This window comes from Bradyrhizobium sp. USDA 4486, assembly GCF_054057995.1.
The window spans coordinates 7832211-7858018 of record NZ_JBSRZV010000001.1 but is presented as its reverse complement, the minus strand read 5'-3'; the positions used below and the strand labels follow the sequence as shown (position 1 = coordinate 7858018).

The following is a 25808-nucleotide window of genomic DNA, read 5'->3' as shown; positions in this document are numbered from 1 at the left end:
GGGCAATGCCGAGACGGAAGCAAGCGAAACGAACCACTGTGAAGGACCTACGATCGATCCTGAGGCTGACGTACGAGCAGGACCTGTCGGTTCGGGAGATCTCGGAACGGCTGCAGATCAGCAAGAGCTCGGTTGCCACCTACCTGCTGCGGGCACGCGAGGCGGGCTTAAGCTGGCCGTTACCGCCGATTTACGCGAGCGAGGCGGCGTTGCAGCGGGCTCTGTTCCGGCGGGTCGGGCGGCCTCCGCAGGACTTGAGCGAGCCTGAGTGGCCGCGGGTGGCGCAGGAGCTCAAGCGCAAGGGCGTGACACTGACGCTGCTGTGGCAGGAATACCGGACGGCGCATCCCGAGGGCTATGGTTACACGTGGTTCTGCGAGAAGTTTGACGTCTATCGGCGCCGGGCGAACCCGACCTTCCGTCATCGCCACGCGGCGGGTGCAGTTATGCAGACCGACTATGCCGGTCCGACGGTGGAGGTGATCGATCCGCAAACCGGCGAGATCCGTCAGGCGCAGATATTTGTCGCGGTGCTCGGGGCCTCGTCGCTGACCTTCGCTATGGGAAGCTTCGGTCAGCGACTACCAGATTGGATCGAAGGCCAGACCCGAGCCTTGTCGTACTTCGGCGGAGTTCCCAAGGCGATCGTCTGCGACAATCTGAAGGCCGGGGTCGTCAAGGCGTTGTGGTTCGAGCCGACGCTCAATCAAACCTTTGCCGCCATGGCCGAGCACTACGACACGACGATTTTGCCGACCCGCAGCCGCAAGCCCCGCGACAAGGGCAAGGTTGAAGGCGCGGTGCTGATTGTTGAGCGCTGGATTCTGGCACGGCTGCGCCATCGGCGGTTCTTCAACCTGACCGATCTCAATACTGCGATCGGCGGTTTGCTGGAGGAGCTGAACCATCGGCCGATGCGCCATATCGGCAAATCCCGCCGGCAGCTGTTCGAGGAGATCGAGCGCGCTGCGTTGACGCCGCTGCCGAGCGAACCGTTCGAATACGCCGAATGGAAAACGGCGAAGGTCCATCCCGATTATCACGTCGAAGTCGACAAGACCTTTTACTCAGTGCCGCACCGGCTGATCGGCCGTCGGGTGGACATCCGGCTCACCTATCGAGCCGTCGAGATCTTCCAGGATCACACGCGTGTCGCCAGCCATGTGCGCCGCTCTCAGCGCGGCGGCCATGTCACCGTGAACGAGCACATGCCCAAGGCCCATCAGCGTTATGCCAATATGACGCCGGCGAGCTTGATCAAGATGGCGGCGCGGATCGGCGTCAACACCGCCACTCTGGTCGAGCGGATGATGCGTGAGCGCCCGCATCCCGAGCAGGGTTATCTCTCCGCCATGGGGATCATCGCCCTGGCACGGCGCTACGAGCGCGATCGGCTCGAAGCGGCCTGCGAGCGGGCACTCGTCATCAACGCGATCAGCTACTCCTCGGTGAGCGCGATCCTCAAATCCGGGCTCGACCGCGCGAGCCCTGCTGCCGCACCCGTCAAAGCCACCCCCTCGCACACCAACATCCGTGGTGGGGGCTATTATCAATGAATGAAAGGAACATCGCGATGCTGACCCACCCGACCCTCGACCAGATGCAGGCGCTCGGCCTTGCCGGAATGGCGGCGGCCTACCGGCAATTGGCTGAACAGGACAATGCCGCCGATCTCAGCCGCGACGAGTGGCTCGGCCTGATGCTCGATCGCGAAGCTGCCATGCGCCGACCGGCGCCTGACCAATCGGCTGGCCGCAGCCAAGCTGCGCTTCGTCGACGCCTGTATCGAAGACGTCGACTTCACGTCCCGCCGTGGCCTTGACCGGCGCAACACCCTGCAACTGGCGCAAGGCGCCTGGCTGAAAGCCCATGAGAACTTCATCATCACCGGCCTGACCGGGACTGGCAAAACCTGGCTGGCGTGTGCCTTCGGACGCCAGGCGGCCAGGCTCGATCATTCCGTCCTTTATTTGCGTATGCCGCGCCTGTTCGAAGACCTCGCCATGGCCCGTCTCGATGGTCGCTTCCCGCGCCTCATCGATAAGCTCGCACGTGTCCAGGTGCTCATCCTCGACGACTGGGGCACCCACACCCTCAATGACCAGCAGCGCCTTGATCTCCTCGAAATCTTCGAAGAGCGCTACAGGCGCAAATCGACCTTGATTACCGCTCAGCTGCCCGTTGCCCAATGGCACGATATGATCGGCGAGCCGACAATCGCAGGTGCTATCCTCGACCGGATCATCCACAACTCCCACCGTATCGCCCTCGAAGGCGACAGCATGCGAAGGAAAAAAGCTGCGCGCCCCTTGACCGACGTCGAAAACAGCGAAACGAATACCAACTGACTTCAACAACCAGGCAACCAAAAGCCAGCGCCGCCACGCTGTCCGCGATTTAGCGAAACTGCTGTCCGTCAGTTAGCGAAACCACTGTCCCGTTTTTGCGAAATACGCACCCAGATAGAGGGCGGCCACGCCGGATGGGTCCTTGATGAAGCCGACCACGGGAAACTTGCCCTTCTGGACGACCTTGATCTTCTGCCAGGCTTCGACCCGCTCCGATCGGTATGGCGCGTCCACGCGCTTTGAGATGATGCCCTCATAGTTCAACTTGCTGGCGGCGACGAACAGAGCCTGCCCGTCGCCTTCATGATGTTCACTAAAGAAGATGGGCTCCTCGAGCCTGTGCTCCTCGATCAGTTCTTTGAGCAGCCTCTTCCGCTCGAGCTGCGGCTCCTTGCGCAAATCCTTGCCGTCGAGCCACAGCAGATCGAACGCGAAGAAGATCAGGCGGTCCTGGTCGCCTCTGCCGAGGTCTGCCTGCAGCTCGGAAAAATTGGTGCGGCCGTCATGGATGACGACGACTTCGCCGTCGACGATGGCCTGACCTTCAATGTCGAAAGCGCCAGCAATTCCTGAAAACTTGCTGACCCAATTGTAGCCGTTGCGGGTGTAGGCGCGGCGATCGTCACCGTCGATCCGGAGCTGGATGCGGTACCCGTCGTATTTGACTTCGTGAATCCATCGGGATCCCGAAGGTGCCTTCATCTTCAGGGTCGCCAGTTGGGGGCTGATGAACCCCGGCATCTGAGGAGCTTCTGGCTTCTCGGCCGGAGGCGCCGCTCTTGTACGCTTCGCCACGCTACGCAACTCACAAAAAACCCGCCGCCGGGTGGGGGCCCGTGGCGGGCAGTTTACCTACCTTACTCAACGAGTCTCGCAACTTCGAAGGTGGCGAGGAGTTCCTACGACCTCGCTGGTTCTCAAGCTTTCGAATATGAGCGACCCGGCCCGCGTTTAGTGCAGTGCCAAAACGGCCAATCCCTGCCGCATCGAACTCCGGTCGATAGCGGGCGTTTACTGACATCATGTCAGACGCATTCGATTACTTCCGAGCCTACGCGGTGCGAGCTCTCTGCAAAGCGAGATCCATGCCGCGGGGCAGGATGAAGCATCTGCAGCTGGTGGCCGGACGGATCTACAATCTCCTCAAGAAGGAAGCTGCCTACGGACCCAATATTCAGCACCTGAACGATTTCCGCGCAGCCCAGGAGCTTGAGAGCTCTCTCGATCGCCAGCCAAGTGACCGCCCCGGCGGTCGCCTTGCTCCAATGGCGACCCAAAGCGCGGACCGGGAGGCTCGCTGAATGCCAGCGCTCGACGCTCGCGGTGTGGCAAGTCTCCTGCGAGAGTACGCGCAGCGCACCGCCTTGCGAGGCGGCAATCCGTACCGGGCAAAAGCCTACTCGCGAGCTGCCGACAGCCTGGCGTCTCTTGCCGTCCCTCTGGACATGCTCATCGCCGAAGACCGTCTTACGGAGATCCCTGGCGTCGGCGACGCGATAGCCGACATCATCACCAAACTTCACAAGACCGGCACTCATCCGAGCCTGGAAAAGCTCAGGAAGGAAATACCAGCTGGCGTGCTTGAGCTGCTGGCTGTACCGGGCTTGCGGCCCGAGAAGGTGCTACGGCTCTACCAGGATCTCGGCATCACCTCGCTCGCGGAATTGGAAGCCGCGGCGAAGGACGACCGCATCAAGAAGGCCAAGGGTCTCGGCGCCGCGCTGCAGGCCAAGATCCTGCAGAACCTGGCGGTTGCGAAAAGCGGAGAAGGCCGCCTTCACCTGCACCGAGCCGCTGCCCTGCTCGCGCACGCGAAGGACTCCATCCGCAAGGCCCGGCCTGAGCTCAAGCGCATAACGATCGCTGGCGATTTCCGTCGAGGCTGCGAACTCGTCGCCGACCTCGCAATCGTTGCGGAGGCTGCCAAATCAGACATGACGGCAATGCCATCGTCCGAAGGACTGCAAGTCCGGGTGTCCGACCGCAAACATTTCGGCGCCGCCCTTCTCTTCGCCACCGGCTCCGCCGCTCACATCGAGCAGCTCCGGACGCTGGCCGCCGAGAAGGACATGCGGTTGGACGCTCACGGCCTGCACAAGGGCCGCACACTGATCGCCGGCGAGGAGGCTGACATCTACCAGGCTCTCGGGCTGCCCTTCATCGATCCCGAGCTCAGGGAGGGCCGCGGCGAGGTCGAGCTGGCCTTGAAGGGCAAGTTGCCGAAGCTTGTGACCGACAAGGACCTGCGCGGAATCCTGCACTGCCACACCGATGCTTCCGATGGGACAGAGACCCTGGAGACCATGGCGAAGGCGACCCGTCAGCGCGGCTTCGAGTATTTCGGAGTGGCGGACCATTCCAAGTCCGCCCACTACGCCGGCGGCCTCTCCCTCGAGGAGATCGTGCAGCAGCACCGGGAAGCCGAGCGCCTGAACAAGCGTTTCGGCAAGGACTTCCGGGTCCTGAAAGGCATCGAGTCCGACATTCTGGCTGACGGGTCGCTCGACTATGACGACGAGGTGCTTGAACGCTTCGACTTCGTGGTCGCCAGCGTCCACAGCCGTTTCAAGCTGGATCGCAAGGCGCAGACGCAGCGCCTGCTGCGGGCCATTTCCGATCCTCACACGACCATCATCGGCCACATGACTGGGCGGCAGCTCCAGCGGCGGCCGGGCTATGAGATCGACGTCGAGAAGGTGCTTCGGGCCTGTGTGAAGCACAACGTCGTCGTTGAGATCAACGCACATCCATGGCGGCTCGACCTGGACTGGCGTTGGCACCAGGCGGCCCTCGAATTCGGCTGCATGATGAGCATCAATCCGGACGCGCACTCGATTCCAGAGCTCGACCACATGCACTGGGGCGTCGAGATGGCCCGCAAGGGCGGCGTCCCCGCCGACCGTATCCTGAATGCGATGACGCTTCCCGAGATCACGCGCTACCTCCGCCAGAAGCGGCGCTCGCTCGCCCGCGCTGCCTGATGTCGCACGCGCTCGACCTTTCGCTTGAGGGAAGGGTGATTTCGGTGGCTGCCGATCGCGGGCACCACTTCAGCAAGCCGCCACGGGATCAGATCGTTCTGGTGGAAGGCCATGGTGTCGAAGGTGACGCCCACGCCGGTCCGTTTGTCAGGCACCGATACCTCGCCCGTCGCCGGCCCCGGCTTCCCAATCTGCGGCAGGTTCACCTGATCGCATCGGAGCGATTTGCGCACCTCCGGGAAGCTGGCTTCGCGGTCGCAGCGGGAGACCTCGGTGAGAACATCACCACGGCCGGACTGGACCTCGAACTGATGCCGCTCGGGACGCTGATCGAGTTCGGGCCCACGGCGATCATCGAGTTGACAGGCCTCCGCACGCCCTGTGTCCTGATCGACCGCTTCCGAGCTGGCCTGAATCGGCACATGCTCTCGTCGGCGGAAACGGGCCCTCCATTCAAATGCGGGGTGCTGGGAGTGGTTCGGGCCGGTGGAGCGGTAGCGGCCTTCGACATCGCGGGGGTGCGCCTCCCGTCCACCTCTTCTGAAACCTTGCCGGCGCTTTAAGAGCCCGGTGTACAACTCGGCCGATCGATGGCCGAATCGAAAAGCGTCGGTAGATCGGGCTGGCATGGCCGCAAACAAGGTAACGGCGGTACGCTAGGGGCTGGGGAAGCAATCGACGGTCCGGTACTGGCAAGCCGCCCAGCTTCGCTGGCGGCTTTTTCTTTGGCTCGACGTCCCTCAAGAGGCATTCGCCCTCGCTCGTTCACGGGCCTCACGGCGACGCTCCCGGCGCTCGCGGCGACGCTTGGCACGATCGGCGGGCTGCCGCAGAGGAGGAACGAGCTGTAGTCTCCTCGACCACCGACGCCTGGCTCGGCTCGGGTGCAGCAGGGCGGGCTTCCATGAACTCCAGCGCCGCCCGTCCTTTGGACGTGATCTTCCAACCGCCGCTGGTGCGTTCGACCAGCCCTTGTGACCAGATGTCGAGATCCGGGACCCGCGCCGCAAGGCGTCTGGTCCGATCCGCCCAATCGCGTTCGCTGGTTGCCAGGATGGCCATGTCCCTCTTGAGGTCCTCCATCACGGCAAACCCATCCGGATATGCCACCAGGATCTTGAGGACGGTCACCTGGAAATTCACGTCCGCTCCTCCGGATCAGCGCCACATCGTGGGCGCGTGCGAGAGGGCATCGCGACCGACCTGCTTAAGAGCCTCCGGAGAAATCTCGCCCCTGGTCGCGGCCTCCAGAATCTTCGAGCCGACGTGGGTACGAGCACCAATCTCGCGCTGCGAGACGCATTCGCAGACTTCATCAAGGACCGCGCGCAAAAGCGCGGTGGTTGCCGTGTCGAACATGAGATGCCCCCAAGAGGGAAAATCCCATCCTAACCGGTCTTTGCCGGCTTGTGGATTCAGGAATGTTAAGCTTCGCGGCAAGTACAGCTTCGAACTGGCGAGCAGAATTGTCACAACGGCCGCTCAGAGCGCGGGCAGCGCACCCGGTGACGTTGCACGCCCGAAGCTTTGGGACCTGGGCTCGACCATCTTCTTCGAGTGTCGTACGGAACTTACGATACATACCACTCGTTCCTCCCATCTCTCTTCCCGTCGTCCAGCCATGGCTCGAAAATCAACCCTGCCTCGCCGCCTGCAGCCCATGCTGGCCACGCTGACAGATTCACCGTTCGACGATCCAAATTGGTTGTTCGAGGACAAATTCGATGGTTTCCGTATGGTCGCGGAAATCCGGCGCGGTCGGGTCGCGCTCTACAGCCGCAACGGGAAAATCATCAGCCACTCCTATGTGGAGGTCGCGAAAGCCCTTGAGGGCGTGAAGGTGGATGCCGTGATCGATGGCGAGCTCGTCGCGATCGGGAAGGACGGCGTATCCCATTTCCAGTTGCTTCAAAACGCCCTGCGCCACGAGGCTAAGCTTTTGTACTGCGCGTTCGACCTGATGTTCGCCGACGGCGAGGATCTGCGTGCGCTGCCGCTCCTCGAGCGCAAGAAGCGGCTCAAGGCCATCCTGCCGCGCCACAAGCTGATCGCGTTCAGCAACCATCGCAAAGGCAGCGGCACAAAGTTTTTCGCAGAAGCCGAGCTGAGACATCTCGAAGGCATCATGGCCAAGCGCGCGGACAGCCCGTACGCGTCCGGACGCCGGACCGCCGACTGGCTGAAGGTGAAGACCGCGCAGCGGCAGGAGGTTGTGATAGCCGGCTTCACGGCGCCGAGGAGAACCCGGCCCTTCTTCGGCGCTCTCGTGCTGGCGGTACGCGAAGACGATGCATGGCGGTACATCGGCCACGTCGGCACCGGCTTCGGCCACCAGGCTCTCGAAGAGCTTCACGCCAAGCTCATGAAGCTAAAAACGGCAAAGTCGCCGTTCCCAGCCAAGGTGAAGGATGAGCGGGTCACGACCTGGGTACGTCCTTCCTTGGTCGCAGAAGTGAAGTTTGCGGAGTGGACCAGCAAGGGCGAGCTGCGCCAGCCGGTCTATCTCGGCCTGCGGTCCGATAAAAAGGCCAAGGACGTCGTGCGCGAAAAGAGCTGGTCGCGAAAATAGCTCCGGGACGAAGCGGCGACTTGGAATTCAGCCGGCTTCGCGCTCGGATGCCGAAGGCCATGGCGGCAGGGGCGGCAAGCCGAGAGCCTTGCGTACAGGTCCGAACGACCGCCGGTGAGCTGCGCATGCGCCAAGTCTGGCGAGCGCATCATAATGAGCGGGCACCGGGTAGCCCTTGTGATCCGCAAATCCGTAGCCGGGGTGACGCACGTCGAGCGTCCGCATAACTGCGTCGCGCTCGACTTTCGCGAGGATGGACGCGGCGGCGATGCTGGCGGACTTGGCATCGCCCTTAATAATCGCCTGCTGGGGGATGTCGATTTCCTTCAACCGTTTCGCATCGATCAGCAAGTGTTGCGGCGTCAGCCCTAGCCCCCGGACCGCGCGCTGCATAGCCTGGATGCCTGCCCAATAGATGTTGATCGCGTCGATCTCCTCGACCTCGACGAACGCCACATACCAACTGACTGCCTTTTCCTTGATCTCCTTCGCGAGTTCTTCGCGAGCCGCGGCGTCAAGTTTTTTCGAGTCGTCGATCCCAACTATCCGCGTGCCGGGTTTCAGGATGACGGCACCGGCGGAGACCGGCCCGGCGAGAGGGCTCATTCCAGCCTCGTCCACGCCTGCCACGGCATGATGGCCGCTTTCCCAGAGAGAGGTCTCGAAGCGGAGCATCTTGCGGAGCCGCTGCCCTTCGGACCTATTTTCATAGCGCCGTTTATCGATTGCAGCCAGGATGGCACGCGCTCCCGCGCGGCTGTCGGCCCGCAAGATCTGCTCCACGCTAGCCTCGAGCGGTCTTTTCTCGATGACATAGCGCTGACGCAAAACCTCAAGTGAATATTGGGACATCGCGGCTTTGGTGGAGAAAGGCTGTGGGGGATCGTGTCGGTGAACTTTGTGACGATTGTCTGAAGTATCTATCCCGCCTGATTGCTTGCGCAACGCCCTCTCGAAGGAACCGGCCGGCTCTCATTGGGCCCGATTCCGCGCCACCGCGCCCATCAGCCTCAGAGGAACCAATACTCGTGTGTTCATCCCGAGAGCCAGTACGTCATGCAAGCGACGGAGAAGAGGCGATCGCGTGGTAATCGCGGTAGCCGAGCGCTCGCTTAATCTCTTCCATGGCCCTATACGCCGTTGCTTCGGCTTCGCCGTCACCTTTCCTGGCGTCGCGCACCGCACGCCGGCCAACCATTAGTCTGTCGACGAAATGATCTCGCGTGACATTGTCGAAAGCGGGATTTGCCATCCGCCAGAGCTTGCCGCGAACGGAGAAGTAGTGGCCGTCCGGCGTCACCTGATGCTTAACTTCACCTAAGCCGACTTTCGCTGCGGCTTGGCCGTCGGCTTCTTCGCCGCGGTCTCCTTCGCTGGCTTTTTGCCTGCGATCGGCATCAGCATTTCCTTCTGCCCCGCAGCCGCCTTGCGCGGCTTCTTGCCTGGTTTCTTCGGCGCCTCTGTCGCGGCCTCCTCTCTTCCGATGCTCTTGCGCAGCGCGTCCATCAGGTCCACGACGTTCTCACCTCGAGGACGCGCTTTTGCCGTGATCGGTTTGCCGGCGCGCTTCTGGTTGATGAGATCGATGAGGGCGGTTTCGTACTGGTCTTCAAACTTATCGGGCTCGAAATGGCCCGCCTTCTGATTGACGATGTGTTTGGCGAGATCGAGCATGTCCTTGGTGACTTTGACATCCTGGATGTCGTCGAAATACTCCTTTTCGGAGCGAACCTCATAGGGATAGCGCAACAGCGTGCCCATCAGGCCCTTATCCAGCGGCTCGAGCGCGATGATGTGCTCGCGATTGGTCAGCACCACACGACCGATCGCGACCTTGTTCATCTCGCGGATGGTTTCTCGAATGACGGCGAAGGCATCGTGCCCGACTTTACCGTCAGGACGCAGGTAGTAGGGACGAATGAGATACCGCGGATCGATCTCGCTGCGGTCGACGAACTCATCGATCTCGATGGTTCGCGTCGACTCCAGCGCGACGTTCTCAAGCTCCTCCTTGGTCACCTCAATGAAGGTGTCGGTGTCGACCTTGTAGCCTTTGACGATATCTTCGTTGTCGACCTCCTCGCCGGTGTCGGCGTCGACCTTGGCGTATTTGATCCGATGGCCGGTCTTTCGGTTCAGCTGGTTGAAAGAGACCTTTTCGGATTCCGAGGTGGCCGGATAGAGCGCGACCGGACAAGTGACGAGGGAAAGACGCAGGAAGCCTTTCCAGTTGGCGCGGGGGGCCATCGCGGGGGAACTCCATACTGATGCCGGATTCAAGACGAACGGCCCGGCTTGGTTCCGACATTGCGGACCGTCCAACAGGAGGATTTTTCTTAGGCGGCGGCATCGTCGGACTCGACATTTGTTCTTGTTATGTTCTAATTCAGGCATGACTGACCGACCCGCGAGCTGGCGCATGCCGACCCCGAAGCAGATGGAAAAATTGGCCGCGGAAGCTGACCGCAGAAGATCGCCGTCCGCGGCGGGTCCGGATGCTCCCCTCCCGGCCGAATATTGGAAATCGGTCCTCAAAGACCCTCGCGCCGGCGCGACTGTGGCCCGGAGCCGACAGCGACGCGTTTCGGAAATTAAGGCCCACGTGCTGCGCGTCTCCTGCCGCCGCTGCGAGCGGACCGTGGAAATCCAGACCGCCGATGCCGTCCGTTTGTATGGCGCCAACGCAGTCTGGAAGGACGTAGCGCAGCGGTTGCTCGACAACACCTGCCAGCAGCGCACCGGCAGGCATGAAGAAGACGGGTGCTGGCCAGCGTTCGAAATGCCGTAGTCGCTCAGAATTTGCCGATCCGATCTCTTGGCGCCTGGATGTCCGGATGGCCCCGAAATATCACCCCACGCCCCTATCAGGCGGCGATCGCAAGGCTCTGGCAAAAGCGCTCGGCAAGGCACGCGCGATGTCTAACATCCTGGCGACCCAATCGGCGGAGATGCGGGCCAAAGGCGAGGCAATGATACAGCAAGCCGATAGGCTGCTCTGCGAAAGCTGGAACGAGCGGATGTGGAGTGACGGCGAACCGATCGATCCGTCACCGACCATCGACCAGGCTGTGAACGGAGGCTTCCCCTGGCTGGAGATCAGGTGCGCGCGCTGCAAGACGCCGAGCGATGTCGATCTTGCGGCGATGAAGCACCCGCCGACCACCTTCGTGCACGATCTCGCCAGCCGGCTGCGTTGCCGCAAATGCGCCAAGGCGGGCCGGCGTCCATCCGCGACTCTGCTACAGTTGACGTGGCAGCCGCGCCACCCTCGAACCGAATCCTGACCGATGTGCAATCTTTATTCGATCACGACCAACCAAACCGCGATCAGCGCGCTGTTCCGCGTCGTGAACCGATACGTTGGAAATCTGGCGCCGATGCCGGGGGTTTTTCCCGACTACAAGGCGCCGATCGTGCGCAACGGAGCCGAGGGTCGCGAACTCGCTACGGCGCGATGGGGAATGCCGTCGTCGTCAAAGGCGCTGAGACTACCAACGACCTCTATGCATTCCTCACGACGGAGCCGAACGCCGAGGTCGGTGCCATCCACCCCAAAGCCATGCCGGTAATCCTTACGACGCCGCAGGAAGTCGAGACCTGGATGACGTCCCCTGTGGACGAGGCCCTAAAGCTGCAGAGGCCGCTGCCGGATGGATCACTCCGGATCGTCGCTCGCGGAGTGAAAGAAGACACGGCCGGACAAGCAACTTGAGCATCAAGGGCGATGAAGGCCATGCAGCGTGGGCCGTAAGACCATTTATCTAGATAGATGCGCTGTTAGCGGCGAACGGACTTTCGAAGCGTTCAATCCTCTTCGCCTCCATCCTCCCTGTAGAGCTCCAGATTGGTTCTCCACTCAGCGCCAGCGGCCCCCTGCGAGAGGTTGAAGGATTTCTTGATGTTGGCGATGTCCTTGAGAATAATCTTTCGTCCTGCCTGAGTGTCGAGCCCCTTAAGAATCCACTCGGCCTTCCAGAACTCCTCGGGAATCTTTGCGATGTAACCTTTCGTGACCTCTTCAATGAATGAAGAGTTGGTAATGTCTATCTGGTCGGAGGTGTTCACCACCCGCTGTTCGATTGAGTTGGCGATGTGCTCCGTAATCGCCTGTATAGTTGGCTTCTTAAAGAGATTCCTGAACTGCTCAATGTCGGCGAGGGTTATCCCGTATTGCTTTTTGATCGTCGTCCATATCGTAAACATCATGTCTCTGATTGTGTCATCATCCTGATCCGGATAATCCTTGAAAGTCTTTTCGAGTACCTTGATGGAATTTTCGATGGCCTGAGGCGCCACGATCCTTCGAGCGTCTTTGGAGCGATTGTTGACCCAGTCTACACATTTGTAGAACGGACTATCCTTGTTCTCGTTGAAGACGTCGATTGTTGATGCGAATTGACCTACCCTGATCGAGGCGGTCGTAAGGCGCGACTTTAGATCAGCTTCGATAGCATCGAAATTAGCGATACACGCCTTGATATTATCGGTTGGAACCTTATTGGCTTTGTTGTTGATCGTGATGAACTGGAAGGCCCGTTCGAGCGCCGGCGCGCTTAGGAATAAGGAGACCGGCACTTTGACGTCGAAGTCGAGTTCAGACATGCCCTTGAGACGGTGTTGCCCGTCAATGGTGTACGAGCTTTCTAGCACGCCCTTTCCAAAACTGATGCGGACGAGGCCTTCTGCGTCAAGGTGTTCCAGACAGTATGCCTTTTGATCCTGCTTGAGATCGGCCATCGATTGCACCGACTGTACCTCAGGATCGAAAGCAATGATGACGCTGCTTGGAATCACGTTTTCATCCTTAGCGGTGAAAAATTTGCGGATTTGCTTCCATCGCGCCTGAGTCAACTCCCGCTGAATCCCGCCTCGATCTATCTCGATACTGTCGGCATGCGTCCACTGGACGATCTCTTTAGCTGGCGCGACAAGGCTCACAAACTGCAGCGACGTCATAGGAGTCTGGCGTACTAAAAAACCTCGATATTGAAACATGAAATCAATTCCTCAATGGGAGCGGAACGTCGATCTCTATTCCGTCAATTCCGACCCGTTCCGCGCACGGTTCGCACGCGACATAGCAATTCCGGAAATGATAGTAGTCATCCTCCTCGCGTCGTGTGAGCACGATTTTCTCCGGCGCGATGGCGTAGAAGTACCTCTCGCAATGAAAGCATTTCCCATCTTGCTTCATAAGAAGTGCGAAGACGATGTGGGGTCCAAGCTTCTGGGAAACGTTCTCCTTCTTGTCGCTCACGACGCAAAAATGTTCATGATAGACATCAACGAAGGACAGTCGATCCTCTTTAATCTTATTGCACCTGTTGCAGGCAACGGTGATGTTGCTGCGATGACTCGAACCGCCTAATGCCTGAGCGATTAGATGTTCAATCTCGAGGGCGGTTTCGGCCCCCTCGTCCCGCGTGAGCGAACTGCCGCAGAAGCGGCAATTGTGCAGATGCGTCCTAGCCAATTTAAGGATGCGCGAGCGATTGCCTTTGCTGATTTTGCCCTTCTTGTTCGTGACGAACTCCGAGACTCGTCGGCCCAATCTGAATATTCGTTCGAACAGCGCAGCGTCCACGTCGAGAAGATTCTCCAATTGGCGCCTGTACTCGTTCTCGAACTCACCGACGGCTTCCTTGCGCTTCGCCAGAAAAACTCCAAGTCTAATGATCCTGCCGACGATATGATGCGTAGTGCGCAACCTAACGTCGCGCTCGATATCCGGATCTTTCAGGATGGACGTCTGTACCCTTACGGTGTCATAGATCAGACCGATGAGCAGGCCGACGTCCGCGACCTGCTCAGCGGCGGCTTCGTCCTGCAAAGGATACTGTCGATCAAGGGTTGGATAGACCTTGCTTCGAACAGCGGCCCAATCTTCGCTCATGCAACGAACTCTACTGAATTTCCGGACAGAAGGATTGGCATTTGGTTCACAATTAAATTTGGTCCGTCATCTGCGGCGAAGGAGCGTGGCACTAGACATCGTCATCGTCACCAACCGCTTCCACTGTTGCCATTTCCTGTCGTGTGCCTGCCGGCCTCGGGCAGAAGTGCCGAAAGTCGCAGGCGACGCATGTCTCAAGCGAGTCGCAGGTCGGTGGCCACGTGTTGCGGATGCTTCCCCTGATCTCTTCATCCCGCACGCGCTGCTCGATTTCCGCGACGATTTGATCGAATTGCGTGGTAGCGTTGTCAATGCTCTGCTGGGTGACGGGAATGACCCGAATGGCGCGCCTGTATCGAAAGGCAGCGCTTAGTCGGGGTGCTGGTCCTCCTGTCCAAGTGTTCAACGCATAATAATCCGGATCGCCGCGGGTCGGAGCGACGTCGGTCCTGCCATTCTGGATCGCCGCCTTCATTTTTCTGATGTCGTCCGCGCCGGGCGCAAGTTCGTTGACGTAGATAAGTATCCCGGCGGCGACCGGGTATCCCAATTGCTGCCGTTGGCGTAACCATGCGTAGGTTTGAACCTGCCATTCGCCGAGCTGCCAATAGTCCTCCGCCGAATCGGGCCTGTGAGACCCTTTGTAGTCAACAATGACTTCAAATGTCCCCTGCAGCTCGGGACACGCTGCTCTCACAGCTTCACGGATGATGTTTCCTTCGCCCACGTTGGCCAACTCAACGTTTGTAAGGACGTCAATGACACCGTGGAGCGCGTACCGCTCGGATCTGAGCATCGTCCCCGTCGCCGAGCGGGGAAGCAGGCGCGTACCAATCACCTTCTGCTCGGCGTCCGCGATCAGCGGGAACAGATGCGGCCCCAGCATATTAACGGCCGCCTCAGCGCGACGATAGGCTGAGACGCGCGCGCGGCGGCTTCGCGCCCGCTTGCCTTCGTAAGCCAGCGCCTGCTCGATCGGCCATCCGATCACCCGAAGATCGTTCGCGGCGAGCCCGTCGGGCGGCGGCGCCGGAGGACCGGCATCCGGAATTGGAGTGGACGGCCAAGGAAAGGGATACACGCCGGGGTTCGCACGCCACATTCCGAACGCGCCTTCTAGGACGCCGTGAATGAACTCGCCATACCACATCTGGACCGGACGGGAAGGCGGCAGTGCACTGCCATTGTAGTAGCGGTACTGCATGGCGCAGCGCCGATACGAGAGAAGATCTCCAGTCAGGCTGTACTCAGGCACGACCCGGTCCGGCGGTTTAATCGGAAGCTCCATGCTCACCTCAAATCAGCGTAAGAGGAATGTTGTTCGCCAACGAGGGGGCGCTTCCACTTACGGGCCGTCGCCAGGCCCAGTCACCGTCGCGCGGCCAGAAAGTAGCGATGTTCTTGATCGTCGTATTGTAGCGGAGGCACGGCAGGCATCCTACCAGCAGAAGAACGCTCTGCGGCCTGCTGTATGCAACATAGTAGAGGCGAATCAGGTCCTCGAAACTACGCTGAATGGCAGTCCGTGCCGTACGCAACCCCCCGATCGGCGTGCAGCGCGCCAGATCATCCTCCATCTCGGTGACCGAGGAAGGAGAATCCGGAAATCTGCGGAAACGTTGCGTACGGTGATTGGTTTTGAAGTCGGATGCAACGTCGACGATGACCAGCGGGTACTCGAGACCTTTGGCCTGATGGATCGTCATGATATTCAGGCGATCCCGTGGGACGCTTGCCATGATATCCTCGTCCACCTCCACCAAATCGTCGGCAATCGGAGCGATGATGTCGCGGATGGTGGACTCGATGCTACGCGTCCGGTGAGGCTCGGTGATCAAGACGAGCGAACGGTAGGGGGAGAACGTGGCGGCCTGCGCCGCGGCTCGGGAGACGGCTTCCAAATAGACTTGATGCTCGGGATCATCCTGAAGCGAGGGCAGCCAAGGCAGAAAGCTGTAAAGAATGTCGAGCACTGGCCATTCCGTGGCTTCGCGCGTGCCGGTCGAAAAGCGTTCCTGCCACCGCTGCATTACACGGCGCAGGTTGTCTCCTCCTTGGATCGCAGCGCGCGGATTGGTAGCAACGAACGCCCGTGCGGCATTACGCCAGCGAAGCAGCACGTCCTTCGCGGAATTCGTGATCCGCATCGCGCCCACGATCCGGCCGTTGGGACTCGATTGGTCGGACGGGTCAATTGCTTCAAGCGAGAGCCCCAGCATCCGCTGGACTTCGTCGATATCTTTCAATGCCCGACCGCGCGGGTTGAAGCAAAACATCCCACGGTTCTCCAACTCTCGACGAAGGCGGAACGGCAGACGCTCTGTCGCCGGATTTCCAAATGCCGCACGCCGATACTCGTTCACTGTGTGGGCGATGAAAACCGCATCTCCGAGATCACCGCCGTTCGGCGCGGCTCTGATCGCTTCAGCCAACTGCGCGTCCGCGGGACGGCCGCCACCGCGGAAGATCGCCTGCAGAAGATCGGCGAGATCTATGGCAAGCGTTGCTGCATCGTCGCGGAACATGCCAAGCACCGGCACGTTCTCGGAAGGCCTATTGGCGACAATCCGCGGCTTAGGCGGCTGTATCCTGGCGCCCGCAAAGTCCGGATCATTCTGGGCGAAGCTGTTAAAGAACGCGACGATTTCGGGCGTCGACCGATAGTTCTGGATCAGATACAGCATGCGGGGTGTACTGTTTGGAATGGCCTGCCTGGCGCGCGCGCAGAAGTCCCTGAACAATTCTATGGTCGCTCCGCGGAAGCGATACAATGACTGATCGTCGTCGCCGACAACCGTGAGGGCGGCGCCCGATCGGGCCGCAAGCTCCAGATAGATGCGCTCCTGCACAGGATTTGTGTCCTGGTATTCGTCGACCAGCATGGCGCGGAGGTTGCCAACTAAACCGGGCGGGTTCGCTCCCCGGACCCTTTCGAGGAAGACGCGTTCGAGGGTTGGGAAGTCCATCTGATTGGTCGACTGCAGATATTCCCTATACTTGCGGAAGATCTCGGCTACGGCGCGCCGCGCGTTGAGATCCGGCCCGCGCGCAACGTAACCCCGCTCGTCCACCTCGTCTTGTACGAAGCGGTCAACGAGCGTCCTGACGACGCGAGTCATGTCCCCGAGCGTGTTCGGTGCGTCGCCCGAGTTACTGTATTTCCCAAGATAGTCCTGGAACTCGGACTGGAGGGTCCGGAAGGCCTCGTACACCTCACCTCGTCTCGCCAGAATTTGATTGGCAACGAAGGCCTCGACGACAACCGGGGGCCGCTCAGCCGGATCTCTAGCTTCAGAAAGCGCCTCTTCGCAGATGCTGTCGAGCGTACCTGTGACGAACCTGTTGATGTCGACATCGCGCAAAAAATCCCGCAGCCCGGCATCGGCCCGCCTATCGACGGCGGCAGCCTCGAGGAGCGGGATGTCCCACTCGATCAGGCGCGTGCGGATCTCCTTCGCTGCCTTCCGGGTGAAGGTCGTTATCATGATGTTCTCGGGAGCGATCCTGTCGACCACGACGTGCCGAAGGGCCCGCAACACCAGCACTGTTGTCTTTCCTGATCCGGGACCGGCCACGATCAGCAGCGGAGATGTCCCGTTTTCCAGGATGCAGGCGCGCTGCTCCTGATTCGGACGCCGTCGCGTTCCCAGGACCTGCGCGATCAGGTCGACAAAATCTTCAACATTCAAGTGCGATTTCCCCCGATTCTCAGACGGAGATTATAAACGGGTCAATCCGAAGTTGTCCCTTATCCATCAGTCGCTTATGGGCCGGAAAACTGCGGGGAGAAGTGAAAAAATGGCCTTAGAAACTGCAAATGGAAAATTGCGAATGGACGGGAGTTGCTCGATTAGCTAAGTAAGGTCGGAAATGCAACGCCAAGGATTCGCGAGACTTATGCGACTTGGGCCCGCTGCAGTAGGAGTGCGCTTTGGCGGCCAAACGAGCGACAGTTACGAAGAAGTCCGACGCAAGATCCCCTCGCAAACTCACGCTGGTAGTTACCACGTGCTCAGCGGGTAAGCGTTGCCGTCGGCCGCTATCCGCCGAAACGCTGCGACGCGGTAAGCTCGTGGATACCGCGGCGGCCTGGATCGCTAAATTGCATCGAGAGAGGGCTCTCGTGCCAGCTTCGTCCCTTTACAAAGGGCGGGCGTTTCGGATGGCGGTCGAGGCGTCGACAGCGACTTCGGCCGATCTGGCCATTCTGTCTGCCGGGTTGGGTTATGTTGGGGGCGAAACGCCAATACCTGGATACGACCTAACGATCAGGCCGAGCGGACCAGGCTCTATTGCATCCAAGATCACCGACGGGCTCGATGCGGCCCGTTGGTGGAAGGCCGTCAAGAAAGGCCCCTTCTCGGCGGATCCCATTCGCGACGCGCGCGGACGTGCGAGGATCCTGGTGTGTCTTTCAAAAGCCTACGCCGACATGGTCGAGACTGATCTCATCGCCATTTCGCGCATCGAAGGATTGGAGCTCAGGATATTCGGCCTATCGCTTGCCGAACATCTAGATGAAAAGCTGCGCCCCTTCGTAATGCCCTACGACGAAAGGCTCGATTTCCTCGGTCGTCCTGGTACGCGCGTCGACTTCCCGCAGCGCGCCTTGGTCGATTACGTGACCCATATCGCCCCCATGAGCGCTGGCAATCTCGAAGCGGATCGGCAGGCGGTCGCAGACAGGTTGGCCCCCGTTTTGGTAACGCGCACGTATCGGAGGCAGCGTCGGCTCCCGGACGCGGAGATCCGGGCACTCGTTGCTGACCTCATACCGAAGATTGGTGGCGCGTCGACGCGGGTACTTCGCCACCTTCGAGATGTCGAGCAGGTGTCGTGCGAGCAGTCACGTTTCGCCAGGATTTTCAACGACGTAAAGCGGAAAACGACATGAAACCTATCCCATCCGTCAACGTCCATGCTGTGAAGACGCACCAGAGCGGGAAGGAGGTATTCCTGTTCTTCATCCGCGGATCGCGCATTCAGGAGGTGGCGGACATTGCCCGCATCAAGCATTCGGCCGGCTCTCAGATCGAAGGATTCCAGCGTCCTGAGATCAAGGCACACGTGAGGGCAATCGCGGACTATCTGTCGGGGGGCGACGTTCTGTTTCCGAATGCCATCATTCTCGCGATCGCGTCGGACGCGAGATTCGTGCAGAAGCGAGGCACGAAGAACGCGTCCATTGACGGCACGAGCGAAGTCGGAGTGCTATCCATTCCTATCCGTCCGGGACGGAAGTCGGCTTGGATCGTCGACGGCCAGCAGCGGGCGCTCGCGTTGGCCGCCGCCGGTTCGTCCGACCTGTCTGTTCCTGTCGCCGCCTTCGTGTCCAGCGACATCGCGGTCCATCGCGAACAATTTATTCTCGTCAATAAGGCTCGTCCGCTCGACAAGCGGCTAATCGACGAGCTTCTTCCGACCGTTGGCACGGTACTTCCTCGCGACCTGTCTGCCCGTCGCGTTCCCAGCCTGCTGTGCGCTGCGTTGGCCGACACGCCCGGTTCGCCATTCCATCAACTGGTCAAGAGACCCTCGAACGCCTATCCATCCGCGATCGTGAACGACTCCGCGCTCGTAAACCTCATGAAGAGAAGTTTGCAGGATCCGCGTGGGGCTCTAGCCGCGCACGTCGACACAGACGGCACGGCCGACACCGATTCCATGTACAGGTTGCTCGTTTCATTCTGGACCGCGGTGAAGGACGTATTTCCCGACGCTTGGGCGCTTCCGCCCGACCGCAGCCGCCTGATGCACTCTGTAGGGCTGACCGCAATGGGCATCCTTATGGATCAGGTCATGACGCGCGCCGGGAATTTCGGAGGAGACTACGCCGCGGCGAAGTCCATCCTGACGCGCATTGCACCGTACTGCCGATGGACCGAAGGACGGTGGGAGGCCCTGGATAGAGACTGGAACGACCTTCAGTCGACGCCGAAGGACCAGCGTCTGCTCTCCAACTACCTGATCCAACTCGACCGCGACGTCTCGAGAGCTTCCGCGGCATGAAGTTCTTGTATTCCGATAGCCTTGACTTCGTAGATCCGGAGTTCGACTTTGTAGCCGACCGGGCCGGCAAGCGGCGGCGCGCGCACGCCGACGATGACTTCCCACACGAGCATCTCGATCGCCCACCTTACGATGGCCTGCTGGTCTCGCGCGCGATCGTCGGCGACGCGACCGTCACTGGAAAGTATTCGGAGGCGCAAGCAATGCGCTTCCGAAGAGAAGGAGCGCGGGAATTTCTCCGCTACCCACTTTCCAAATACCCCGAAAGCATTGTGATGGGGGACAATGGCGCCTTCACGTATCGCGATCGGAAGGATCCGCCTTACACGATCCACGACACCCTCGAATTCTACGAGGATGGCGGTTTCACGCACGGTTGCTCGATCGATCATCTCGTCTTCGACTTTCTCGAGGACGGCGCGAAGCCTTCGGCGGAGGCGAAGCGGCGCGTCGACATCACGATCGAGAACGCGCGCCGATTTCTTCCGGCGTCGAAAGCGCTGGGCAGAAGGTTCACTCCGGTCGGTGTTATCCAAGGCTGGTCGGCGCGGAGTATGGCCGACTGTGCGACCGCGCTCGCCAAGATGGGCTACAGCTATCTGGCGGTGGGCGGCATGGTGCCTTTACGCATCGAGCAGATCGAGAAGGCCCTGGCGACGATCCGGGGATCCTTGCCGAGGAGGGTGAAACTGCATCTTCTCGGCTTCGGCAAGACCGAGCACCTCGGAGCGGTCAGGAAATACGGCGTCGCGAGTTTCGACACCACGTCCCCACTGCTGCGCGCGTTCAAAGACGGAAAACGCAATTATTATGCCTTGGGCAAAGGCGGCGAACTGACTTATTACACTGCGGTTCGGATTCCGCAGGCGATCGACAACGACAAGCTCCTGAGGAACGCCCGCAGGGGTCGCCTCGACCAGGAGAACCTGCTCCGGCTTGAAACACGCGCCCTCGAAGCGGTCCGTAAGTTCGCTTCCCGAAGGATGAAGGTCGAGCCCGCTGTGGACGCCGTCATCGAGTACGGCCGATACGCACTTTGGGACGAGCGTGTGACCGATGCCCGCAACGAGGCGAAGCTCGCCGAATTGCGTACCGCCTATCTCAAGACCCTGGGCGATCGGCCGTGGGAACGCTGCCGCTGCCGTGTGTGCCGCGACGCCGGCGTGGAGGCGCTGATCTTCCGCTCGTCCAATCGCAACAAGAGGCGTGGCATCCACAATCTGCATGTCTTCTACGCCCATCTAACGGCAGACAGCCAACGAGTTAAAAAAGAACGATGACTAAGGTAAGGTTTGAGCCCACGATTTCGCCGCGCCAGGGTAAAGGTCCCAAGGTTATTTGCTTTTCAGCGACCCCGCAGGAGATCACGCAGATCGCCCGCATTGAGCGGATAGGTCGCGACGCGAAAGGCCGTCTCAACGGCTTCCAACGCCCGCAGATCGCTGGCCATATTAGGGAGATCAGCGACTATCTCGGACAGGAAGACGCCATGCTACCTAACGCGATCGTACTTGCGTTCGCCAAGGGAGCCTCTGCCACCCGTGACGGCGGCTTCGTGGTCGACACCTCCGACGGGCCGCCCGGATGGGTGGTAGACGGGCAGCAGCGTCTTTGCGCGGCGCTGACCTTGCCAGAAAGGAAGTTCGAATTCCTCGTCTCTTCCTTCCTTTGTGACGACATGGCCGAACTCAACCGCCAGTTCATCCTGGTGAACAACACGAGGCCGATCGCGAAACCCCTCATCTACGAACTGCTGCCGGGCCTGGATGGATTGCCGCATCGGCTATCAGATCGTGCCGGCGCCGCTCTGCTGACCGAACGTCTCAACTATGATCCAAACTCGTCGCTCCGCGGCCAGATCAATCAGCAAACCCACCCCGAAGGCATCATCAAGGACACCCTGCTGCAACGTCTGCTGATGAATTCATTGCAGCAAGGCGCGCTCCGCGGATTTGAAGACAGCGGAGAGCTGATGTCAGCGGGCGTGGAACTCGTTAGCAACTTCTTCGGAGCCGTCCAGCACGCGTTCGCGAAGGATTGGAAGGATCATACGCCGAAGACGTCGCGTCTCGTGCACGGTGTAGGTCTGATTTCCCTAGGCTACGTGATGGACGAACTTGTCATCAGGAACAAGGCGAAGTCGCAGCGTCAGTTCGAGAACGGGCTGAAGTGCCTCGTGGGCAAGACGCATTGGTCCAGTGGCGAATGGAATTTCGGTACTGAAAAGCGTCCGTGGCACGCGCTTCAGAACACAAAGGCCGACTATCGGTTGGTGTCGCACTATCTCGTGCGCCTCGTTCGACGCGCCAGTTGAAGGCGATCTGAAGATGGGTTCTTACGCAGTCAAGGAGATATTCCTCACGCTGCAAGGCGAGGGCATGCAGGCCGGGCGCCCTGCGGTGTTCTGCCGCTTCGCCGGCTGCAATCTCTGGTCAGGACGTGAACAGGACCGGCACGAAGCGGTCTGTCGCTTTTGCGACACAGATTTCGTCGGGACCGACGGTACGAAGGGCGGGCGGTATAGAGATGCCCAAAGCCTGGCCGATACGATTGTCTCCGAATGGACGGCCGGCGATGCCCATCGCCTATGCGTGCTGACGGGAGGAGAACCGCTGCTGCAGGTCGACGACGATCTCGTGCGAGCGCTCCACGAACGTGGCTTCCGCATTGCGATCGAAACGAACGGCACCCTGCCCGCCGTGGCTGGTATCGATTGGATCTGCGTCAGTCCCAAATCGAATGCCGGACTCGCGATCACCCGCGGACACGAGCTCAAACTCGTCTATCCGCAGCGGGAAGCTCAACCGGAACGGTTCGAAGAGATGGGTTTCGACAATTTCTTGCTTCAACCGATGGATGGCCCCGATGTGATCGAACATACGCGGCAGGCCATCGCCTATTGCCTTGCTCATCCGAAATGGCGGCTCAGCGTCCAAACCCACAAACACCTCGGCATCAGATGAAGATATCCCAGGCATTCACGTTCGAGGCCGCACACCGGCTTCCAAACGTTCCGCAGACCCATCGCTGTCACCGCATGCACGGTCACTCCTATCGAATCGAGGTCGTGTTGAACGGGCCCGTCGATGCGCATACCGGATTCGTCGTTGACTTCTTCGACATTGAGGAGGCCTTCGGCCCGCTTCTGAAAGCGCTCGATCATCATTGTCTGAACGACGTCCCCGGCTTGGAAAATCCGACGGCGGAAAACATCGCCACCTGGATTTGGGAACGGACGAAACCGCGCCTGCCACAGCTTTCGAGCGTGAGGGTCTACGAGACGACCGATTGCTGGGCGGAATACGACGGACCCGATCGCTGACCACGTACCTTTATCCCTGGAGATCGCGATGACGCAATCGGCAATCGTTCTGTTCTCGGGCGGCCAAGATTCGACGACCTGCCTGGCATGGGCCTTGTCGCGCTACGACAGCGTCGAGACGATCGGATTCGGATACGGTCAGCGCCACGCGATCGAGATGGATTGCCGCGAGACGGTACGGTCGGGCATCGCCGCTATTGACCGAGATTGGGAAGGCAAGCTCGGCCGCGATCACGTCATCGATCTCACCGTTCTCGGTCAGGTGAGCACGAGCGCCCTCACGGCGGATCTGCCGCTTTCGAAGCGACCTGACGGACTTCCCGCCACTTTCGTTCCGGGCCGCAATCTGGTCTTTCTGACCTTTGCGGCGATCGTCGCCCACCAGCGCGGCCTCAAGCACGTGGTCACGGGTGTCTGCGAGACCGACTTCTCGGGCTATCCCGATTGCAGAGACGATTCCGTGAAGGCGCTGCAAGTCGCGATCAACCTCGGAATGGAGGCCCGCCTCGTGCTCAAGACCCCTCTCATGTGGATTGACAAGGCTGCAACATGGCGCCTCGCTGAGGAGCTTGGAGGCCGGGCATTGGTCGATCTGATCGTCGAGAAGACTCATACCTGCTACCTGGGAGACAGGAACAATCGCCACGAATGGGGTTTCGGATGCGATAAATGCGACGCCTGCGGGTTGCGGCGCGAAGGATGGCGGCGATATATGGGCGACGCGGTCGAGCCGTAGAGTGGGTGATTCGGCATGTTTGGCATCAGCAAACCTCCCAGTGATACGGGCTTCGCGGAACTGTTGGTCAAGCTCGACGGGTGGTCTATACCGACGGATGCGCTCGATCGCGTCCACGACGGAGCGAAGGCGAGTCTCGCCGAAGTGAAGGCGCTCACCGAGTACGAGGACGGCAAAGCCTCGCGTTTGCTCACGATCGTGGCGTTCTTGAGCGCCGTAGTGGCCGCCGTCTTCACCCGATTCGCGACCGATTATCCCTGGCCTGGATTCGGAGCGATCGACACGGATCGTTATTCGGCGCTCACCATGGCGACTTATGCCGCATTCTTCACCTACGTCCTGCTGGTAACTGTGTCCGTTTTGATCATCCTCGGGGCGGTGAAGCCGCGATTCAACATACCCAAGACCTGGAAAGCAGGATCGAAGCCCGATCGACCGCCATCCATGCTCTTCTATAAGGGCATCCTGGACGTCACCGCTCCGACCTGGGGCGAAGCATTCATTGGTCTCGGCACCAAAAAGGGCGACGACCTGAAGGCCTACTATGCCAAATGCTACATCGCGGAATCGTATCTCATTGCGGAAAAGGTGGCCGACAAGCTCCGCCTGCTGAGCCCCGGTGTCGGACTGCTGCAAGCGGCGATGTGGGTGCTGTTGGTCTTCTTTCTCCTTTCCGGCGCCAATGTGATGATGGTCAAATCCTCGAACGCCGTCGCCTCGGCAGCCAAGGTGTCGTCTCCCGTCGCGCCGACTGCGCCGCCGCCCGGCACCGTTCCAGGTAAGAAAGGGGGCTGACATTTGAAGTCGCACCTCTTCACTGACGCCGACAATACACTTTGGGACACTGATTCCGTATTCGCTGCCGCGCAGTTGGGAATGCTGCGACAGATCGAGCGCCTCACCGGTCGAGACGCTCCGCAGGATGACGATCGAGCATTGGCGTTTTTACGGGACTTGGACCAAAAGATCGCGGCGACACATCCCGATCATCTGCGCTATCCCCCAGCGTTACTTGCGCAAGGACTCGCGATGGTGCTTCGCGGGCGTGCCGTGGAAGAAGCGCTCGCGCTGATCGCCGGACCGGAGGTTGGAACGGACGAGGTCTTCGAGACGGCTCAATCGCGCTTCCTGGAAGCTATCCAGAGCCTCCCGCCGCTTCGCAGCGGCGTTCGCGAGGGCCTTGACGCCATCTCGAAAGCTGGCGTGCCGATCACCATCGTTACCGAGGAGAAGGCCGAAAAGTGCCGTAAGTTCGTTGCCGGACACCACCTCGGAAATCTGATCGGCGAGGTAGTCTCTGTGCGCAAGACCCCGGCAGCCTATCTCGACCTCAAGCTGAGCACCGGCTCGGCTCGGTGTTTCATGGTAGGTGACCAGATCGACCGAGACATCCTGGCCGCCGCGGCGGCCGGCTTCTCTACATTCTACTTCCCAGGCGGCTTTGCCCCGTACTGGAACGAGGACCTGGAAATAGGTGAAGCGAAGACGATCGACCGGTATGATGCAATCGTTCCGGACATCGTTGCCGAGACCCTTCGGCAGTCTGATTTGTTTCGATGAGCCCCCGCTAGTTTCGGCCACTTCGCAATGAACCGACGCTAGGAATCCGATAGAACGGAACGACGCGACGCCGTGGCTACCGAGCTCCCCCGCGAACAAGCTGCCAAACGTCCTTCGTCGAACCCCGGATTTCGATCGGGTGGTTGGCACGCCTGTTCGAATCGAGACAGACAACGGAGGTTTAACCGACGCTCGTCACCGAGCCAGACGTTGCTTTTCATTAACGGGTCCTTTGGGTGAAGGTCGCACCCCCAGTTCGTCGACGACGTCAATCTGGCACAATGCGGAGATCGCGCGCGTTAGTAACCGCAGCGAGCTTTCCAAACTAACCCACAAAGTACCTCCCAAGGCCTTTGGCAGCGTCGACTCTGGGGCGATTTGCGAGAACAG

25 protein-coding genes and 3 pseudogenes are annotated in these 25808 nt (G+C 60.2%); 18 read left to right on the top strand and 10 right to left on the bottom strand.

Going from position 1 to position 25808, the window contains the following annotated elements; genetic code table 11:
* Positions 1–5 precede the first annotated feature (5 nt).
* Together istA and istB are read left to right on the top strand one after the other, a co-directional pair.
* Positions 6–1556 (top strand): IS21 family transposase, encoded by a 1551-nt coding sequence (istA, locus tag ACVWY3_RS37065; protein ID WP_456843547.1) that lies wholly within the window; start codon positions 6–8, stop codon positions 1554–1556.
* 17 nt (positions 1557–1573) lie between these two features.
* Positions 1574–2348 (top strand): annotated as a pseudogene (istB, locus tag ACVWY3_RS37060) (IS21-like element helper ATPase IstB).
* A gap of 72 nt (positions 2349–2420) precedes the next feature.
* On the opposite strand, the gene ACVWY3_RS37055 reads toward istB, so the two are convergent.
* On the bottom strand, positions 2421–3089 hold the full coding sequence (locus ACVWY3_RS37055; protein ID WP_456842865.1) for an ATP-dependent DNA ligase: 669 nt from the start codon (positions 3087–3089) through the stop codon (positions 2421–2423).
* A gap of 359 nt (positions 3090–3448) precedes the next feature.
* On the opposite strand from ACVWY3_RS37055, the gene ACVWY3_RS37050 reads away from it, so the two are divergent.
* Genes ACVWY3_RS37050 through ACVWY3_RS37040 form a run of 3 tightly spaced genes read left to right on the top strand, consistent with a single transcriptional unit; the run spans position 3449 to position 5892 of the window.
* Positions 3449–3649, top strand: coding sequence for a hypothetical protein (locus ACVWY3_RS37050; protein ID WP_456842864.1), 201 nt, complete (start codon positions 3449–3451; stop codon positions 3647–3649).
* Positions 3650–5329, top strand: coding sequence for a PHP domain-containing protein (locus ACVWY3_RS37045; RefSeq protein WP_456842863.1), 1680 nt, complete (start codon positions 3650–3652; stop codon positions 5327–5329). It begins immediately after the preceding gene.
* On the top strand, positions 5329–5892 hold the full coding sequence (locus ACVWY3_RS37040; RefSeq protein WP_456842862.1) for an MOSC domain-containing protein: 564 nt from the start codon (positions 5329–5331) through the stop codon (positions 5890–5892). Before ACVWY3_RS37045 ends, ACVWY3_RS37040 begins: the two co-directional genes overlap by 1 nt.
* A 177-nt stretch (positions 5893–6069) precedes the next feature.
* Here the strand turns inward: ACVWY3_RS37040 and ACVWY3_RS37035 are convergent.
* A pseudogene (locus ACVWY3_RS37035) lies at positions 6070–6472 on the bottom strand (hypothetical protein).
* Between the two features lie 15 nt (positions 6473–6487).
* Positions 6488–6688 carry a hypothetical protein gene (locus ACVWY3_RS37030; RefSeq protein ID WP_456842861.1) on the bottom strand — a complete coding sequence of 67 codons (201 nt, stop codon included), beginning with the start codon at positions 6686–6688 and terminating at the stop codon, positions 6488–6490.
* Between the two features lie 262 nt (positions 6689–6950).
* On the opposite strand from ACVWY3_RS37030, the gene ligD reads away from it, so the two are divergent.
* A complete protein-coding gene (gene ligD / locus ACVWY3_RS37025; protein WP_456842860.1) occupies positions 6951–7898 on the top strand; it encodes a non-homologous end-joining DNA ligase in 948 nt (315 codons plus the stop codon).
* Between the two features lie 27 nt (positions 7899–7925).
* Here the strand turns inward: ligD and ACVWY3_RS37020 are convergent, their stop codons facing one another.
* The 3 genes from ACVWY3_RS37020 to ku form a co-directional block, all read right to left on the bottom strand.
* Positions 7926–8750 carry a ribonuclease HII gene (locus ACVWY3_RS37020; RefSeq protein WP_456842859.1) on the bottom strand — a complete coding sequence of 275 codons (825 nt, stop codon included), beginning with the start codon at positions 8748–8750 and terminating at the stop codon, positions 7926–7928.
* Between the two features lie 202 nt (positions 8751–8952).
* Positions 8953–9198 (bottom strand): hypothetical protein, encoded by a 246-nt coding sequence (locus ACVWY3_RS37015; protein ID WP_456842858.1) that lies wholly within the window; start codon positions 9196–9198, stop codon positions 8953–8955.
* A 17-nt stretch (positions 9199–9215) separates the two neighbouring features.
* Positions 9216–10145 carry a non-homologous end joining protein Ku gene (gene ku, locus ACVWY3_RS37010; RefSeq protein ID WP_456843546.1) on the bottom strand — a complete coding sequence of 310 codons (930 nt, stop codon included), beginning with the start codon at positions 10143–10145 and terminating at the stop codon, positions 9216–9218.
* Positions 10146–10290: 145 nt separating this feature from the next.
* Between ku and ACVWY3_RS37005 the strand changes: the two genes are divergently transcribed.
* From ACVWY3_RS37005 to ACVWY3_RS36995, 3 genes and pseudogenes are all read left to right on the top strand, one after another.
* Entirely contained in the window at positions 10291–10686 is a 396-nt protein-coding gene (locus ACVWY3_RS37005) for a hypothetical protein (RefSeq protein WP_456842857.1), read from the top strand.
* 46 nt (positions 10687–10732) lie between these two features.
* Positions 10733–11182, top strand: coding sequence for a hypothetical protein (locus ACVWY3_RS37000; protein ID WP_456842856.1), 450 nt, complete (start codon positions 10733–10735; stop codon positions 11180–11182).
* Between the two features lie 3 nt (positions 11183–11185).
* Positions 11186–11610, top strand: a pseudogene (locus ACVWY3_RS36995) (hypothetical protein).
* Between the two features lie 92 nt (positions 11611–11702).
* Here the strand turns inward: ACVWY3_RS36995 and ACVWY3_RS36990 are convergent.
* From ACVWY3_RS36990 to ACVWY3_RS36975, 4 genes are all read right to left on the bottom strand, one after another.
* On the bottom strand, positions 11703–12893 hold the full coding sequence (locus tag ACVWY3_RS36990; RefSeq protein WP_456842855.1) for a DGQHR domain-containing protein: 1191 nt from the start codon (positions 12891–12893) through the stop codon (positions 11703–11705).
* A gap of 4 nt (positions 12894–12897) precedes the next feature.
* Positions 12898–13791, bottom strand: coding sequence for an HNH endonuclease (locus tag ACVWY3_RS36985; protein WP_456842854.1), 894 nt, complete (start codon positions 13789–13791; stop codon positions 12898–12900).
* A 91-nt stretch (positions 13792–13882) separates the two neighbouring features.
* The gene (locus ACVWY3_RS36980) at positions 13883–15079 is read right to left on the bottom strand and encodes a PD-(D/E)XK nuclease family protein (RefSeq protein ID WP_456842853.1); all 1197 of its coding nucleotides are present in this window, start codon (positions 15077–15079) and stop codon (positions 13883–13885) included.
* A gap of 7 nt (positions 15080–15086) precedes the next feature.
* On the bottom strand, positions 15087–17480 hold the full coding sequence (locus ACVWY3_RS36975; RefSeq protein ID WP_456842852.1) for a UvrD-helicase domain-containing protein: 2394 nt from the start codon (positions 17478–17480) through the stop codon (positions 15087–15089).
* Positions 17481–17953: 473 nt separating this feature from the next.
* Between ACVWY3_RS36975 and ACVWY3_RS36970 the strand changes: the two genes are divergently transcribed.
* From ACVWY3_RS36970 to ACVWY3_RS36930, 9 genes are read left to right on the top strand one after another with little or no spacing between them, the layout of a single operon-like run.
* Positions 17954–18685 carry a hypothetical protein gene (locus ACVWY3_RS36970; RefSeq protein WP_456842851.1) on the top strand — a complete coding sequence of 244 codons (732 nt, stop codon included), beginning with the start codon at positions 17954–17956 and terminating at the stop codon, positions 18683–18685.
* Positions 18628–19800 carry a DGQHR domain-containing protein DpdB gene (gene dbpB, locus ACVWY3_RS36965; RefSeq protein WP_456842850.1) on the top strand — a complete coding sequence of 391 codons (1173 nt, stop codon included), beginning with the start codon at positions 18628–18630 and terminating at the stop codon, positions 19798–19800. The genes ACVWY3_RS36970 and dbpB (ACVWY3_RS36965) overlap by 58 nt, the downstream gene beginning before the upstream one ends.
* The gene (gene dpdA, locus ACVWY3_RS36960; protein ID WP_456842849.1) at positions 19797–21080 is read left to right on the top strand and encodes a tRNA-guanine transglycosylase DpdA; all 1284 of its coding nucleotides are present in this window, start codon (positions 19797–19799) and stop codon (positions 21078–21080) included. The genes dbpB (ACVWY3_RS36965) and dpdA overlap by 4 nt, the downstream gene beginning before the upstream one ends.
* Positions 21077–22114, top strand: a complete 1038-nt coding sequence (gene dbpB, locus ACVWY3_RS36955; RefSeq protein ID WP_456842848.1) for a DGQHR domain-containing protein DpdB — start codon at positions 21077–21079, stop codon at positions 22112–22114. The genes dpdA and dbpB (ACVWY3_RS36955) overlap by 4 nt, the downstream gene beginning before the upstream one ends.
* Positions 22115–22127: 13 nt before the next feature.
* Positions 22128–22763 carry a 7-carboxy-7-deazaguanine synthase gene (gene queE, locus ACVWY3_RS36950; protein WP_456842847.1) on the top strand — a complete coding sequence of 212 codons (636 nt, stop codon included), beginning with the start codon at positions 22128–22130 and terminating at the stop codon, positions 22761–22763.
* Complete coding sequence (queD, locus tag ACVWY3_RS36945; RefSeq protein ID WP_456843545.1) at positions 22760–23122, top strand: 6-carboxytetrahydropterin synthase QueD; 363 nt, start codon at positions 22760–22762, stop codon at positions 23120–23122. Before queE ends, queD begins: the two co-directional genes overlap by 4 nt.
* Before the next feature lie 28 nt (positions 23123–23150).
* Entirely contained in the window at positions 23151–23858 is a 708-nt protein-coding gene (gene queC, locus ACVWY3_RS36940) for a 7-cyano-7-deazaguanine synthase QueC (RefSeq protein WP_456842846.1), read from the top strand.
* Positions 23859–23873: 15 nt separating this feature from the next.
* The gene (locus ACVWY3_RS36935; RefSeq protein WP_456842845.1) at positions 23874–24653 is read left to right on the top strand and encodes a hypothetical protein; all 780 of its coding nucleotides are present in this window, start codon (positions 23874–23876) and stop codon (positions 24651–24653) included.
* A gap of 3 nt (positions 24654–24656) precedes the next feature.
* Positions 24657–25418, top strand: coding sequence for an HAD family hydrolase (locus ACVWY3_RS36930; protein WP_456842844.1), 762 nt, complete (start codon positions 24657–24659; stop codon positions 25416–25418).
* Positions 25419–25808 lie beyond the last annotated feature (390 nt).

Bases quoted from the DNA above. Each gene is read 5' to 3' on its own strand.
- ACVWY3_RS37000 (WP_456842856.1), top strand. From the start codon at position 10,733: ATGGCCCCGAAATATCACCCCACGCCCCTATCAGGCGGCGATCGCAAG.
- ACVWY3_RS37030 (WP_456842861.1), bottom strand. From the start codon at position 6,688: ATGTTCGACACGGCAACCACCGCGCTTTTGCGCGCGGTCCTTGATGAA.
- ligD (WP_456842860.1), top strand. From the start codon at position 6,951: ATGGCTCGAAAATCAACCCTGCCTCGCCGCCTGCAGCCCATGCTGGCC.
- ACVWY3_RS36980 (WP_456842853.1), bottom strand. From the start codon at position 15,079: ATGGAGCTTCCGATTAAACCGCCGGACCGGGTCGTGCCTGAGTACAGC.
- ACVWY3_RS37040 (WP_456842862.1), top strand. From the start codon at position 5,329: ATGTCGCACGCGCTCGACCTTTCGCTTGAGGGAAGGGTGATTTCGGTG.
- ku (WP_456843546.1), bottom strand. From the start codon at position 10,145: ATGGCCCCCCGCGCCAACTGGAAAGGCTTCCTGCGTCTTTCCCTCGTC.
- ACVWY3_RS37020 (WP_456842859.1), bottom strand. From the start codon at position 8,750: ATGTCCCAATATTCACTTGAGGTTTTGCGTCAGCGCTATGTCATCGAG.
- queD (WP_456843545.1), top strand. From the start codon at position 22,760: ATGAAGATATCCCAGGCATTCACGTTCGAGGCCGCACACCGGCTTCCA.
- queE (WP_456842847.1), top strand. From the start codon at position 22,128: ATGGGTTCTTACGCAGTCAAGGAGATATTCCTCACGCTGCAAGGCGAG.
- ACVWY3_RS37050 (WP_456842864.1), top strand. From the start codon at position 3,449: ATGAAGCATCTGCAGCTGGTGGCCGGACGGATCTACAATCTCCTCAAG.
- ACVWY3_RS37005 (WP_456842857.1), top strand. From the start codon at position 10,291: ATGACTGACCGACCCGCGAGCTGGCGCATGCCGACCCCGAAGCAGATG.
- queC (WP_456842846.1), top strand. From the start codon at position 23,151: ATGACGCAATCGGCAATCGTTCTGTTCTCGGGCGGCCAAGATTCGACG.
- ACVWY3_RS36935 (WP_456842845.1), top strand. From the start codon at position 23,874: ATGTTTGGCATCAGCAAACCTCCCAGTGATACGGGCTTCGCGGAACTG.
- istA (WP_456843547.1), top strand. From the start codon at position 6: ATGCCGAGACGGAAGCAAGCGAAACGAACCACTGTGAAGGACCTACGA.
- ACVWY3_RS37055 (WP_456842865.1), bottom strand. From the start codon at position 3,089: ATGCCGGGGTTCATCAGCCCCCAACTGGCGACCCTGAAGATGAAGGCA.
- ACVWY3_RS37045 (WP_456842863.1), top strand. From the start codon at position 3,650: ATGCCAGCGCTCGACGCTCGCGGTGTGGCAAGTCTCCTGCGAGAGTAC.
- ACVWY3_RS36970 (WP_456842851.1), top strand. From the start codon at position 17,954: ATGGCGGTCGAGGCGTCGACAGCGACTTCGGCCGATCTGGCCATTCTG.
- ACVWY3_RS36985 (WP_456842854.1), bottom strand. From the start codon at position 13,791: ATGAGCGAAGATTGGGCCGCTGTTCGAAGCAAGGTCTATCCAACCCTT.
- ACVWY3_RS36990 (WP_456842855.1), bottom strand. From the start codon at position 12,893: ATGTTTCAATATCGAGGTTTTTTAGTACGCCAGACTCCTATGACGTCG.
- dbpB (WP_456842848.1), top strand. From the start codon at position 21,077: ATGACTAAGGTAAGGTTTGAGCCCACGATTTCGCCGCGCCAGGGTAAA.
- dpdA (WP_456842849.1), top strand. From the start codon at position 19,797: ATGAAGTTCTTGTATTCCGATAGCCTTGACTTCGTAGATCCGGAGTTC.